Here is a 13,563-nt window from a genome sequence, read left to right on the forward strand (position 1 = left end):
CTGACCATGTTCAATACTCCGCTTCCAACTGTTAATGAATTACCCAGCACTCGCAAACTGGTGCGTTCGACTGTCATTGCACTGCTGACAGCGGTCGGCCTGCTGGTGACCGTTGTCATGCCATCGGAATACGCTATTGATCCAACGGGCGTGGGGCGCGCACTGGGCCTGACGCAGATGGGTGAACTGAAAATCATCCTTGCCCAGGAAGCCTTGGCGGATGCCGCGCAACCGCAACCCGCAGCTCCAGCTCCAGCTCCGCAAGTTGCGCAAGTTGCGCAAGTCCAACCTATTGCGAAACCTGTAGCTCAACCAGTGGCGACACCTGCCCCAGCTTTGAAAACCAATCAAATGACCGTCACGCTCAAGCCAGGCGAAGGGACAGAAATCAAACTGGAAGTGCTGAAGAACAAGACTGTCAGCTATGAATGGACAGCGGCTGGCGGACCTGTGAACTATGACACCCATGGCGAACCCTACAACGGTGAAAAGGGTTACTTCCACAGCTACAACAAGGGCAAGCAGGTCAAAAGTGATAAAGGTGAATTCACCGCCATTTTTGACGGCACCCACGGTTGGTTTTGGCGTAATCGCAGCAGCAACGACGTGACCATCTCTCTGAGTACGACCGGTGATTACCTGAGCGTCAAACAGTAATCGCAGAAGCTCGCGCTCCTACCGAGGGGGGAGGAGCGCTTTAATCGAATACACACCTCCATAATCTCTTGGAAAATACACGCATGAAAACTTCAGCAACGGTGTTCCGTTCAGTTCTTCTAATCTGCTTTCTGGGTCTGATGACCGCATGTAGCGGTAGTGAGAAAGAGGCGGGATCGGAAAGTGCAGGTCATGGCCACTCGCACGAGTGAAGCGTTGAAAACAAGCGAGGCAGCCAATGCCGCCTCGCTTTTCACAACATCACCAGTACCACAGAAGCGCTCTCTAAATGGAGCATTCTCCTTAGATCGCCGTCAATCGCTATCTTGAAGTTAGGCGTATCGGCGTTAGCGATATTGTTGCTCAGCACCTCAGCTCTTTGGCTGCGATAAATTAACACTCTTTCTGGGAGCCAAGTGCTTTTTCAAAATTAATACTCACATTCGATCACCTTTAGTCACGTTACTATTTCTCACGCATATCAAGCTCTAGTTTTGAGCTCAGCGCGCTCAAGTCGACGCATTCAATTCAAATGTAGGTGCAAAAAAACGTAAAGCCTCCGCCAAAGTTACCGGCAGCTTACAAAACCACACCGCTAAAACTTTCAATCGGTAAATATCGGCTATGTGTTGCTGGATGATCGAGACATTAAGAATTAAGTAGTGTGTTCCTCAAGAGAAATATCGCAACCTGACACAACTGTAATATTGGCCTAAGCTTCCTGACAGGGGGTAAGTCTTATAGTCCAACTGAGCCTTAAGCTCACCCCTAAGAATCAGCGCTTGATGTGGATTCAGGGGTTACCGAATACTCATCCGAGGAAACCCAAATGAACCCTATCAAATCCTTGTTCGTCATTGCTGCTCTGACCATCTCTTCTTTGGCTATGGCTGAAGGCGGTGGTGACCGGGCTTTCGCACGCATGGAAGCGGCCAGGAGTAACTCGATGGAATCGTACCAAGTAGCTCAAACGCAAAGCTCTCAACCTCCCGTCGCAGAAAGCAAAGCCAAAGTGATGGACCACAAGAATTGCTAAATAGCTGGGTACATTCCCAAGCTGACAGAAATGTAATCACTGTGGTGGTTTAAATGTGGCAATTTCTGAGCTCGCTTGCCGTAAGAGTTCGTTTTTTGTGACGGTGGGCGAAGCTCATCCGGGCAACCCATTGGTTGTTTCGCACGGCTTCCCTTTTGACTGATTGGACATAAACGGCATGCATTCCAAAACCTCTAGGCGGACATTCGTTAAAGGCCTGGCCGCTGGTGGCATTCTCGGCGGCCTTGGTCTGTGGCGCACTCCTGTATGGGCAGTGACCAGCCCTGGTCTACCGAGCGTTCTCACCGGTAACGAATTTGATCTGTTTATTGGTGAAACCCCTGTAAACATCACCGGCTCACCACGCACAGCCATGACCATCAATGGTTCGTTGCCCGGACCTTTGCTGCGCTGGCGCGAAGGCGAGACGGTCACACTGCGTGTGAAAAATCGCCTAGACCAAGACACGTCCATTCATTGGCACGGGATCATTCTGCCCGCCAACATGGACGGTGTACCGGGTTTGAGTTTCCATGGCATCGCGCCCGATGGCATGTACGAGTACAAATTCAAGGTGCATCAGAACGGCACGTACTGGTACCACAGCCACTCTGGTTTGCAGGAGCAGGCAGGCGTTTACGGTCCAATCGTCATCGACTCGAAAGAGCCTGAACCTTTTCAATACAACCGCGACTATGTAGTGATGTTGACTGACTGGACCGATGAAGATTCTAGTCGCGTCATGGCCAAGCTCAAGAAGCAATCGGACTATTACAACCACCACAAACGTACCGTAGGCGACTTTATCGACGACGTCAGCAAGCAAGGTTGGTCTGCTGCCGTGGCCGACCGGAAGATGTGGGCTGAAATGAAAATGAACCCCACTGATCTCGCAGACGTCAGTGGGGATACTTACACCTATCTCATGAATGGCCAGGCGCCTAACGGTAACTGGACCGGTATTTTCAAGCCGGGCGAGAAGCTGCGCCTACGCTTTATCAACGGCTCAGCTATGAGCTATTTCGACGTCCGCATCCCTGGTTTGAAAATGACCGTTGTGGCGGCTGACGGCCAACATGTCAAACCAGTCAGCGTCGATGAATTCCGCATCGCCGTGGCAGAAACGTATGACGTGATCGTAGAACCTACCAGCGAAGAAGCTTACACAATCTTCGCCCAGTCCATGGATAGAACAGGTTATGCACGTGGAACCTTGGCAGTTCGCGAAGGATTAAAGGCACACGTACCTGCGATCGATCCTCGGCCACTTTTGACCATGGATGACATGGGAATGGGCGGTATGGCGGGCATGGACCATGGCAGCATGGCTGGTATGGGCGACGGCGATATGAAACAAGGTGACATGTCAGGCATGGACCACAGCAAGATGTCGGGCATGGACCAAAGTGACATGACCGGCATGGACAGCGGTGACATGACTAACATGGCCGGTATGGACCACAGCAAGATGGCGGGAATGGACAAAGGCGACATGTCCAACATGGCCGGGATGGATCACAGCAAGATGGCCGGGATGGGCGGTAGGGGTGGCGAAATGCAGACTCACCCAGCCTCCGAATCCAACAACCCCTTGGTTGATATGCAAGCCATGAACCCAACGCCCAAGCTAAACGATCCAGGCATCGGTTTGCGGAACAATGGTCGTCGGGTGCTCACCTACTCTGATCTGAAAAGCACGTTCCAAGACCCTGACGGCCGCGAGCCCAATCGCACCATTGAGCTTCATCTGACCGGACACATGGAGAAGTTTTCGTGGTCCTTCAACGGCATCAAATTTTCTGACGCCGAGCCGCTTCGTCTGAAATATGGGGAGCGTCTTCGCATCACCCTGGTGAACGACACCATGATGACCCATCCCATCCACCTTCACGGCATGTGGAGCGATCTTGAAGATGAGAACGGCAAGTTCATGGTGCGCAAACACACAATCGACATGCCACCAGGTACCAAGCGCAGCTATCGAGTCACCGCTGATGCCTTAGGTCGCTGGGCTTATCACTGCCACCTGCTTTTCCATATGGAAATGGGCATGTTCCGTGAAGTACGGGTTGATGAGTAAAGGAGACGATCTGTGAGCACATACCTAAATCGTAAATCGCTGGTTGGTTGCCTCTTTGCCGTCGGCTTGATGGGTGGACTCTCGTCCGTGGCGCTGGCAGTCGAAGATAGTAGTGATCATTCACCTGCTACTCCTGTGAAAGCAACGAGCAAGCCTGCAACTGCGACAAACGAGTCAAAGCCCGATCACGGGTCAATGGACCACAGCAAGATGAGCCATGAATCGATGGATCATGACCAAAAAACCAAAAAGGCAGATTGAGATCATGACCAGTAAGTTTTTACGCCCAACGTTGATGGCACTGGCAGTCTCTACCAGTCCTGCTTTCTTTGTCGTGGCTCACGCCGCTGAAGAGATGGATCACTCCAAGATGGACCATGGCTCAATGGGAGCTATGGACCATAGCAAGATGGGGGCTATGGATCACAGCAAGATGAGTATGGATGACGGGCAAATGGACGGAATGGAAAGTATGGATGGAGGGGCGACTACCACCAGTCGGCCCCCAGTCCCCGTACTTACCGACGCTGACCGTGCAGCCGCCTTTCCAGATGTTGCTGGTCATGGTGTCCACGACAAAAAACTCAACTCCTTCATGCTGCTGGATAAATTTGAGTACCAGGATGCTGACAACGGTAGTGCATTGGCCTGGGATGCAAAAGGATGGATCGGCGGTGACGTTGACCGACTGTGGTTGCGGTCGGAAGGCGAACGTACCAATGGCGTAACGGAAAACGCTGAACTCTCAGCACTTTGGGGGCACTCCATCGGTCCATGGTGGGATGTCGTCACCGGCGTACGACAAGACTTCAAGCCCGGGTCACCACAAACTTGGGGAGCGCTCGGTATTCAGGGTATGGCCCTCTATAACTTTGAAGCCGAAGCGACTGCCTACATCGGTGAGAACGGTCAAACCGCTGCTCGATTGGAAGGCGACTACGACATTCTGCTGACCAATCGCCTGATTTTGCAGCCGACGGCCGAAGCCAATTTTTACGGAAAAAATGATCCTCAGCGAGGCATTGGGTCTGGATTGGCAAATACCGAAGTAGGGCTCCGATTGCGTTATGAGATTGTTCGCCAATTTGCCCCTTATATTGGGGTTAGCTGGAGCCGCTCCTACGGCAATACGGCAGACCTGGCCAGCGATGAAGGAGAGGATGCGAACGAGGCGCGATTTGTCGCTGGTATTCGGATGTGGTTTTGAGAGCCTGATATGAAAAGAACATTGAAAACATTGACTGCTGCCGGGGTGGTCGCCGCAATAGTAGGTGCCGGCGTGGTGTATTTTGGTGTGTTCAATGTTGGGGCGGATGATCCGCACTCCGAACCCGTTTACTCACTGCTGTCCATTGCTCGGGATCGCTCGATAGCAGTGCGCTCACGCGACATTGAAGTTCCCGACCTGAGCGATGAAACTCTCATTCGTGCAGGTGCTGGCAACTACAACTCAATGTGCATTGGCTGCCATCTGGCTCCGGGTATTGCAGGAACCGAGTTAAGTAATAGCCTTTATCCTGCCCCCCCAAATCTTTCAAAACTGGGCGTTGATGGAAACCCTGCCGCAGCTTTCTGGATCATCAAGCATGGAATCAAATCCACAGGCATGCCCGCTTGGGGTAAAAGCATGGCCGATCCCTATATCTGGGGAATGGTCGCTTTTCTTAAGCAACTTCCTACCCTGAATGCAGAGCAATACACCGCTCTAGCAGTCAGCAGTGGTGGTCATCAACACGGCGGCGGCGAGAGCAAAATGCATAACCATGAAGGTGAGCATGAGGGTCAAAAGGGGGCAGCCTCTGCACATCATAATGCGGGGGCAGCCGAAGAAGTAGCCGACGCAGGCGACCATCATGGCGAGAGGAACAATAGCCACCCTCATGAGGCGGCCGCAGCACCTACTCAGAATGAAAATACCGAACACGCCCACCCTAAGGGTGCCGAGGCTTCACATGCTGCTCCAGCAACTCCGGTCGTTCAGCCCAAAACTCATACCCATGCCGATGGGAAGGAACATACCCATGCGAAGTAACTTTCTTCTTCCCGGTCGGGCACTTCGCCTCGCTGCATTCGCGGCTCTGTTTATCAGTTCAGTTGGTCATGCAGCAGAGTCGCTGACGATCGACGTCCATCGTGACGCTAACTGTGGATGCTGCAAGAAGTGGATCCAGCACCTTGAAGCTAACGGCTTCACCGTCGTTGATCATGTAGAAACCAACATGAGCGCGGTCAAGCAGAATCTCGGTGTTGCTCCACGACTCTCGTCCTGCCACACAGCAATGATCAATGGAAAGTTTGTTGAAGGTCACGTGCCCGCCGAGCAAATAATTGCGATGAACGAGCGTGACGACCTTCTTGGGATCGCTGTTCCTGGTATGCCAGCAGGCTCTCCAGGAATGGAAGTCGACGGAAAACATGTTGCTTATCAGGTAATCGGCCTGACCAAAACAGGCACAGATCTGGTCATTGCTGAATACCCTGGAAACTAATCTGATCCCCTCCATCCATTCCCGGCATGGCCTGCGTCACTGGCCATGCCGCAGGCACGTGCTGTCCATTTCGTATTCAAGTAACACGCCCAGGACAACCAGCTACAGTTGTTCTGCCCCTCTCTAGATGTCTTGGAGATCCTTGGGGACCTCCAAGCTGCGACAGTTTTTATTGTGTGAAACCAATGTTTCCATCACCTGTGGATAACTTATTCCACCGTCACCGACTTCGCCAGATTTCGCGGTTGGTCAACGTCAGTGCCTTTCAACACAGCAACGTAATACGAGAGCAACTGCAACGGAATGGTGTAGAGGATCGGCGACAGGATGTCGTGGATGTGCGGCATTTGCACAACATGAGTGCCTTCGCCATTGGTCATGCCAGCTTGTTCGTCTGCGAAGACGATCAGCTCGCCGCCACGGGCGCGGACTTCCTGGAGGTTGGATTTCAACTTCTCCAGCAGCTCGTTGTTCGGTGCCACGGTGACCACTGGCATGTCATTATCCACAAGCGCCAACGGACCGTGTTTCAGCTCGCCGGCCGGATAGGCTTCGGCGTGGATGTAGGAGATTTCCTTGAGCTTGAGAGCTCCTTCCATCGCCACCGGGAATTGCGCACCACGACCGAGGAACAGGGTGTGGTTTTTCTCGGCGAACAGTTCGGCGATTTTTTCGACGGTACCGTCCATGGCCAGGGCTTCGCCGAGGCGGGTTGGCAGGCGACGCAGCTCCTCAACCAATGTGGCTTCGACGCCTTTGGCCAACGTGCCGTGAACCTGACCCAAGGACAGAGTCAGCAGCAGCAGACCGACCAACTGAGTGGTAAAGGCTTTGGTCGAGGCCACGCCGATTTCGCGACCGGCCTGGGTCAGCAGAGTCAGATCGGACTCACGCACCAATGAGCTGATGCCGACGTTGCAAATCGCCAGGCTCGCGAGGTAACCCAACTCTTTGGCGTTACGCAGAGCGGCCAAGGTGTCGGCAGTTTCACCGGACTGGGAGATGGTCACGAATAGCGTGTCTGCCTGCACCACCACCTTGCGGTAGCGGAATTCGCTGGCGACTTCGACCTGGCACGGGATGCCGGCCAGTTCTTCGAGCCAGTAACGGGCAACCATGCCGGCGTGATAACTGGTGCCGCACGCGACGATCTGCACGTTACGCACTTTGGCGAACAGCTCGGCCGCCTGTGGACCGAACGCTTGCACCAGCACTTGATTCTGGCTAATGCGACCTTCCAGGGTGCGCTGCACCACAGCTGGTTGCTCGTGAATTTCCTTGAGCATGAAGTGGCGGAATTCGCCCTTGTCGGCGGCTTCGGCGCCATCGCGGTACTGCACCGACTCACGTTCGACGACTTGGCCGCTAACGTCCCAGATCTGCACGCTGTCGCGGCGAATTTCGGCGATATCGCCTTCTTCCAGGTACATGAAGCGGTCAGTGACCTGGCGCAGGGCCAGCTGATCGGAAGCCAGGAAGTTTTCACCCATGCCCAAACCGATGACCAGCGGGCTGCCGCTACGGGCGGCGACCAGACGATCCGGTTGCTGAGCGCTGATCACCGCCAGACCGTAAGCACCGTGCAGCTCTTTGACAGTAGCCTTCAGGGCCACGGTCAGATCAGGCAGATCCTTGAGTTTGTGGTTCAACAGGTGAGCAATGACTTCGGTGTCGGTGTCCGAGGTGAACACATAACCCAATGCTTTCAGTTGCTCGCGCAGGGCTTCGTGGTTCTCGATGATGCCGTTGTGCACCACCGCCAGATCACCGGAGAAATGCGGGTGAGCGTTGCGCTCGCACGGCGCGCCGTGAGTGGCCCAGCGGGTGTGGGCGATACCCAGGCGGCCGACCAGCGGTTCTTCGGCCAGCGCCAGTTCCAATTCACTGACCTTGCCCGGACGTCGCAGACGCTCGAGCTTTTGGTCATGGGTGTAGACCGCTACACCGGCACTGTCATAGCCACGGTATTCGAGGCGTTTCAGGCCTTCGAGCAAAATGGCGGTGATATTACGTTCTGCGACTGCGCCGACAATTCCACACATGCTATTTCTCCTGACTGACAGCCGCGAGGATCAAGTTGATTCCGCGAGCCTGAATCTGATCCCGTGCCTCAAGCGGCAGGCGATCATCGGTAATAAGGGTATGGACGCTGCTCCAGGGCAGCTCCAAGTTGGGAATCTTGCGGCCGATCTTGTCGGCCTCCACCATGACAACCACTTCCCGGGCGACTTCAGCCATGACCCGGCTCAGCCCCAGCAGTTCGTTGAAGGTGGTGGTACCGCGAACCAGGTCGATGCCGTCGGCCCCGATGAACAACTGGTCGAAATCGTAAGAGCGTAGTACCTGCTCGGCCACCTGCCCCTGAAAGGACTCGGAATGCGGGTCCCAGGTGCCGCCGGTCATCAACAGCACCGGCTCATGCTCAAGTTCGCTCAAGGCATTGGCGACATGCAGGGAGTTGGTCATCACGACCAAGCCCGGCTGCTGGCCGAGTTCCGGAATCATCGCTGCCGTGGTGCTGCCGCTGTCGATGATGATCCGCGCATGCTCGCGAATTCGTGTCACGGCAGCGCGGGCGATGGCCTGCTTGTATTTGGACACCGGTTGACCAAGGTCGGCCACCAGCTCTTGAGGCAGGGTGATCGCCCCGCCATAGCGGCGCAGCAGCAAGCCGTTGCTCTCAAGCGCCGCGAGATCCTTGCGGATCGTAACTTCCGACGTTTCGAAGCGCTTGGCCAGCTCATCCACACTGACTTCGCCCTGCTCATTGAGCAAGGCGAGGATGTTGTGACGCCGTTGAGGTGTATTGCGTTTCGACATGGCTTGGTAAGTTTCGATTCGAAAGATAACGGAAGCAATCAAAACCTATTGGCGAAACTTCGTCAAGCGTGGGGCGATAAAAAAGACCTGTGGATAAAAGCATCGAGGGCAAGCCTTGCTCCTACAGGTCCGCGTCGTTCACACATTGCGCTAAAACCTGTAGGAGCAAGGCTTGTCCGCGATTGCTATCTCAAGGACGCCAAATTAACTGTGGATAACTTAGCCCTTCTTGATTTTCTCAGGCCGCTTCCAACCATCGATATTCTTCTGCCGCGCACGGCCCACAGCCAACTGCGCGTTATCCACATTCTGCGTAATGGTCGAACCCGCCGCCGTGGTCGCACCTGAAGAGATATCCACAGGGGCAACCAACGAGTTGTTGGAACCGATGAACACATCTTCACCCAGCACGGTTTTCCACTTATTGGCACCGTCGTAGTTGCAGGTGATGGTGCCCGCGCCGATGTTGGTACGCGCGCCGATCTCGGCGTCACCCAGATAGGTCAGATGACCGGCCTTGGCGCCTTCGCCCAAGTGAGCGTTTTTCAACTCAACAAAGTTACCCACATGCGCTCGTGCTTCCAGCACGGTACCTGGACGCAAACGGGCGAACGGGCCGGCATCGCTGTCTTCGCCGAGAATCGCGCCTTCGATGTGGCTGTTGGCCTTGATCACCACACCTTTGCGCAGGGTGCTGTCCTTGATCACGCAGTTCGGACCGATCACCACGTCGTCCTCGATAACGACATTGCCTTCGAGGATCACGTTGATGTCGATCAGCACGTCGCGGCCGACGGTGATTTCACCGCGCACATCAAAACGAGCCGGGTCACGCAGGGTCACGCCCTGAGCCATCAACCGACGACCAGCGCGCAGCTGATAGTGACGCTCAAGCTCGGAAAGCTGCTTGCGGTCGTTAGCGCCCTGCACTTCCATGGCGTCATGCGGTTGCTCGGTGGCCACCACCAGACCGTCGCTGACTGCCATCGCGATCACGTCGGTCAGGTAGTACTCGCCCTGGGCGTTGTTGTTCGAAAGACGGCTCATCCAGCCACCCAATTGCGCGAACGGCAGCGCCAGAATGCCGGTGTTGCCTTCAGTGATCGCTCGTTCGGCTTCGTTGGCGTCTTTCTGCTCGACGATGGCAGTCACTTTGCCGTCAGTATTGCGGACGATGCGGCCATAGCCGGTCGGGTCGTCCAGTTCTACTGTCAACAAACCCAGTTGCTGCGGCGCTACTTGCTTGAGCAGACGCTGCAGGGTCTCGACTTCGATCAATGGCACGTCACCATAAAGAATCAGGACGGTGTCGGACTTAATGAAAGGCACCGCTTGAGCAACGGCGTGGCCAGTCCCAAGCTGTTTGTCCTGCAGGACGAAATTCAGATCATCAGCCGCCAGACGCTCGCGCACTGCATCGGCGCCATGGCCAATCACTACATGGATGCGCTGTGGATCAAGTTGCCGGGCGCTGTGGATAACATGGCCGAGCATCGAGTTGCCGGCAATCGGATGCAGAACCTTCGGCAAAGCCGATCGCATGCGAGTGCCCTGACCAGCAGCGAGGATAACAATTTCTAAAGACATGACTGGCTACCAATCCTGGGTGGTCAGCGGCTGCGACCAGGTTATGAATATCTAAAAAGAAAAAAGGGTAGCCGAGGCTACCCTTTTTAATCAATCGCACAACAAGCAGTGGCCTATTAGTGGCCGAACTTCTTGCGGATCTGCTGGACGGTGCGCAGCTGAGCTGCAGCCTCGGCCAGACGTGCGGCAGCAGAACCGTAATCGAATTCTGCGCCACGGTCATGCAAGGCCTTCTCGGCAGCCTTAACGGCTTCCTGAGCGGAGGCTTCGTCCAGGTCGGCGGCACGTTGCACAGTGTCGGCAAGTACCTTGACCATGTTCGGCTGAACCTCGAGGAAACCGCCAGAGATGTAATACACCTCCTCTTCCCCGCCCTGCTTGATCAGGCGGATCGGGCCCGGCTTGAGATTAGTGATCAGCGGCGCGTGACCCAGGGCGATACCAAGATCACCCAGTGCACCGTGCGCAACCACCATCTCGACCAGGCCGGAGAAGATTTCCCCTTCCGCGCTGACGATATCGCAATGGACTGTCATAGCCATCTGATTGCCTCAACCTAAATTAGCGCCCGTTGCCGGGCGCCGGGATTACAGTTTCTTGGCTTTCTCGATCGCTTCTTCGATGCCGCCGACCATGTAGAACGCTTGTTCTGGCAGGTGGTCGTAGTCACCGTTGAGGATGCCTTTGAAGCCAGCAATGGTGTCTTTCAGGGAAACGTATTTACCCGAAGCACCGGTGAAGACTTCAGCCACGAAGAACGGCTGCGACAAGAAACGCTGGATCTTACGAGCACGGTTTACCAACTGCTTGTCGGCTTCCGACAGCTCGTCCATACCCAGGATCGCAATGATGTCCTTCAGTTCTTTGTAACGTTGCAGAACATACTGTACGCCGCGAGCGGTGTCGTAGTGGTCCTGGCCGATTACGTTCGGGTCCAGCTGGCGCGAAGTCGAGTCGAGTGGATCGACCGCTGGGTAGATACCCAGGGAAGCGATGTCACGGGACAGAACGACGGTGGCGTCCAAGTGGGCGAAAGTGGTCGCTGGCGACGGGTCAGTCAAGTCATCCGCCGGTACGTATACCGCTTGGATCGAAGTGATCGAACCGTTTTTGGTCGAAGTGATACGCTCTTGCAGAGTGCCCATCTCTTCGGCCAGGGTCGGCTGGTAACCTACTGCGGAAGGCATACGGCCCAGCAGTGCGGATACTTCAGTACCGGCCAGGGTGTAACGATAGATGTTGTCGACGAACAGCAGTACGTCGTTACCTTCGTCACGGAACTTCTCGGCCATGGTCAGGCCGGTCAGTGCTACGCGCAGACGGTTACCCGGCGGCTCGTTCATCTGACCGTAAACCAGTGCCACTTTGTCCAGAACGTTGGAATCCTTCATCTCGTGGTAGAAGTCGTTACCCTCACGAGTACGCTCACCCACACCGGCGAACACGGAATAACCGGCGTGCTCGATGGCGATGTTACGGATCAGTTCCATCATGTTTACGGTTTTGCCTACACCGGCACCACCGAACAGACCGACTTTACCACCCTTGGCGAACGGGCAAACCAGGTCGATAACCTTGATGCCGGTTTCCAGCAGGTCGTTGCCGCCAGCTTGTTCAGCGAAGGTTGGCGCAGGACGGTGAATGCCCCAGCGCTCTTCGGTGTCGATCGGGCCAGCTTCGTCGATCGGGTTGCCCAGAACGTCCATGATCCGGCCCAGGGTCGCTTTACCGACCGGTACGGAGATGGCTGCGCCGGAGTCCTTGACTTCCAGACCGCGCTTCAAGCCTTCGGTGGAACCCATCGCAATGGTACGAACCACGCCGTCGCCCAGCTGTTGCTGAACTTCGAGAGTAGTCCCGGCCGCGCTTTGTACTTCCAGCGCGTTGTAAATGCTCGGTACGCTGTCGCGTGGAAATTCCACGTCGATAACGGCGCCGATGATTTGAACGATACGTCCGCTACTCATAGCTGGATCCTCTGAATATTTGAACCGTTAAACCGCGGCAGCGCCGCCGACGATTTCCGAGATCTCTTGGGTGATCGCAGCCTGACGCGCCTTGTTGTAGACCAGCTGCAAATCGCTGATCAAATCACCGGCGTTGTCGGTAGCGTTCTTCATCGCGATCATCCGCGCAGCTTGTTCAGCCGCGTTGTTCTCGACCACCGCCTGGTAGACCTGCGACTCAACGTAACGGACCATCAAGCCGTCAAGCAGCTCTTTAGCGTCCGGTTCGTAGAGATAGTCCCAGTGGTGCTTGAGTGATTGATCCGCGGTTGCCTCCAGTGGAATCAACTGCTCCACAGTAGGCTGTTGCGTCATGGTGTTGATGAACTTGTTGGACACCACGGACAGGCGATCAATACGGCCGTCCAGGTAGGCATCCAGCATCACCTTGACGCTGCCAATCAGATCATTGATCGACGGCTCTTCACCCAAGTGGCTGATAGCTGCAACGACGTTACCGCCGAAGTTGCGGAAGAAAGCCGCACCCTTGCTACCAACAACACACAGATCGATCTCGACGCCGTTATCGCGGTTTACCGCCATGTCCTTGACCAGGGCCTTGAACAGGTTGGTGTTCAAGCCACCACACAGACCACGGTCACTGCTCACTACGACATAACCGACGCGCTTGATTTCACGCTCGATCATGAAGGGGTGGCGATATTCCGGGTTAGCGTTGGCCAAATGACCAATAACCTGGCGGATGCGCTCCGCGTAAGGACGGCTAGCAGCCATGCGCATTTGTGCCTTGCGCATTTTACTGACCGCCACTTTTTCCATGGCGCTGGTAATCTTTTGCGTGCTTTTGATGCTCGCAATCTTACTGCGAATCTCTTTTGCGCCTGCCATGTAACACCTATCAGGTTAGCAAGCGGGAGCCTTGCGGCT

The 13,563-nt window shown here is 55.2% G+C and carries 13 protein-coding genes and 1 pseudogene; 7 read left to right on the forward strand and 7 right to left on the reverse strand.

Features of this window, described 5'->3' with window-relative positions; translation table 11 throughout:
• Window positions 1-6: 6 nt before the first annotated feature.
• The gene (locus tag QFW87_RS29675) at window positions 7-657 is read left to right on the forward strand and encodes a transmembrane anchor protein (protein ID WP_283189510.1); all 651 of its coding nucleotides are present in this window, start codon (window positions 7-9) and stop codon (window positions 655-657) included.
• A 325-nt stretch (window positions 658-982) separates the two neighbouring features.
• Here the strand turns inward: QFW87_RS29675 and QFW87_RS29680 are convergent.
• Window positions 983-1,098: pseudogene (locus QFW87_RS29680) on the reverse strand (flagellar basal body protein); the annotation flags it as partial.
• Between the two features lie 388 nt (window positions 1,099-1,486).
• Between QFW87_RS29680 and QFW87_RS29685 the strand changes: the two are divergent.
• From QFW87_RS29685 to QFW87_RS29710, 6 genes are all read left to right on the forward strand, one after another.
• Entirely contained in the window at window positions 1,487-1,693 is a 207-nt protein-coding gene (locus QFW87_RS29685; protein WP_283182321.1) for a co-regulatory protein PtrA N-terminal domain-containing protein, read from the forward strand.
• A gap of 178 nt (window positions 1,694-1,871) precedes the next feature.
• Complete coding sequence (locus QFW87_RS29690; RefSeq protein ID WP_283182322.1) at window positions 1,872-3,773, forward strand: copper resistance system multicopper oxidase; 1,902 nt, start codon at window positions 1,872-1,874, stop codon at window positions 3,771-3,773.
• A gap of 12 nt (window positions 3,774-3,785) precedes the next feature.
• Entirely contained in the window at window positions 3,786-4,034 is a 249-nt protein-coding gene (locus QFW87_RS29695; RefSeq protein WP_283182323.1) for a hypothetical protein, read from the forward strand.
• Window positions 4,006-4,980, forward strand: a complete 975-nt coding sequence (locus QFW87_RS29700) for a copper resistance protein B (protein ID WP_283184659.1) — start codon at window positions 4,006-4,008, stop codon at window positions 4,978-4,980. The genes QFW87_RS29695 and QFW87_RS29700 overlap by 29 nt, the downstream gene beginning before the upstream one ends.
• A gap of 9 nt (window positions 4,981-4,989) precedes the next feature.
• A complete protein-coding gene (locus QFW87_RS29705) occupies window positions 4,990-5,805 on the forward strand; it encodes a cytochrome c (protein ID WP_283189511.1) in 816 nt (271 codons plus the stop codon).
• Window positions 5,795-6,262 carry a DUF411 domain-containing protein gene (locus tag QFW87_RS29710; protein ID WP_283189512.1) on the forward strand — a complete coding sequence of 156 codons (468 nt, stop codon included), beginning with the start codon at window positions 5,795-5,797 and terminating at the stop codon, window positions 6,260-6,262. The genes QFW87_RS29705 and QFW87_RS29710 overlap by 11 nt, the downstream gene beginning before the upstream one ends.
• A gap of 209 nt (window positions 6,263-6,471) precedes the next feature.
• Here QFW87_RS29710 and glmS read toward each other — a convergent pair whose 3' ends face one another.
• The 6 genes from glmS to atpG all read right to left on the reverse strand — a co-directional run bounded on the left by glmS (window position 6,472) and on the right by atpG (window position 13,524).
• A complete protein-coding gene (glmS, locus tag QFW87_RS29715) occupies window positions 6,472-8,304 on the reverse strand; it encodes a glutamine--fructose-6-phosphate transaminase (isomerizing) (protein WP_283182326.1) in 1,833 nt (610 codons plus the stop codon).
• 1 nt (window position 8,305) lies between these two features.
• Window positions 8,306-9,082, reverse strand: coding sequence for a DeoR family transcriptional regulator (locus tag QFW87_RS29720; protein ID WP_056738517.1), 777 nt, complete (start codon window positions 9,080-9,082; stop codon window positions 8,306-8,308).
• Window positions 9,083-9,301: 219 nt separating this feature from the next.
• A complete protein-coding gene (gene glmU / locus QFW87_RS29725) occupies window positions 9,302-10,669 on the reverse strand; it encodes a bifunctional UDP-N-acetylglucosamine diphosphorylase/glucosamine-1-phosphate N-acetyltransferase GlmU (RefSeq protein WP_283182327.1) in 1,368 nt (455 codons plus the stop codon).
• Window positions 10,670-10,785: 116 nt separating this feature from the next.
• Complete coding sequence (locus QFW87_RS29730; protein WP_008155716.1) at window positions 10,786-11,211, reverse strand: F0F1 ATP synthase subunit epsilon; 426 nt, start codon at window positions 11,209-11,211, stop codon at window positions 10,786-10,788.
• A 45-nt stretch (window positions 11,212-11,256) separates the two neighbouring features.
• A complete protein-coding gene (gene atpD, locus QFW87_RS29735) occupies window positions 11,257-12,636 on the reverse strand; it encodes a F0F1 ATP synthase subunit beta (protein ID WP_283182328.1) in 1,380 nt (459 codons plus the stop codon).
• A 27-nt stretch (window positions 12,637-12,663) separates the two neighbouring features.
• The gene (gene atpG, locus QFW87_RS29740; protein ID WP_283182329.1) at window positions 12,664-13,524 is read right to left on the reverse strand and encodes a F0F1 ATP synthase subunit gamma; all 861 of its coding nucleotides are present in this window, start codon (window positions 13,522-13,524) and stop codon (window positions 12,664-12,666) included.
• Window positions 13,525-13,563: the final 39 nt, after the last annotated feature.

The organism is Pseudomonas sp. PMCC200344 (assembly GCF_030053095.1).
Lineage (GTDB): Bacteria > Pseudomonadota > Gammaproteobacteria > Pseudomonadales > Pseudomonadaceae > Aquipseudomonas > Aquipseudomonas svalbardensis.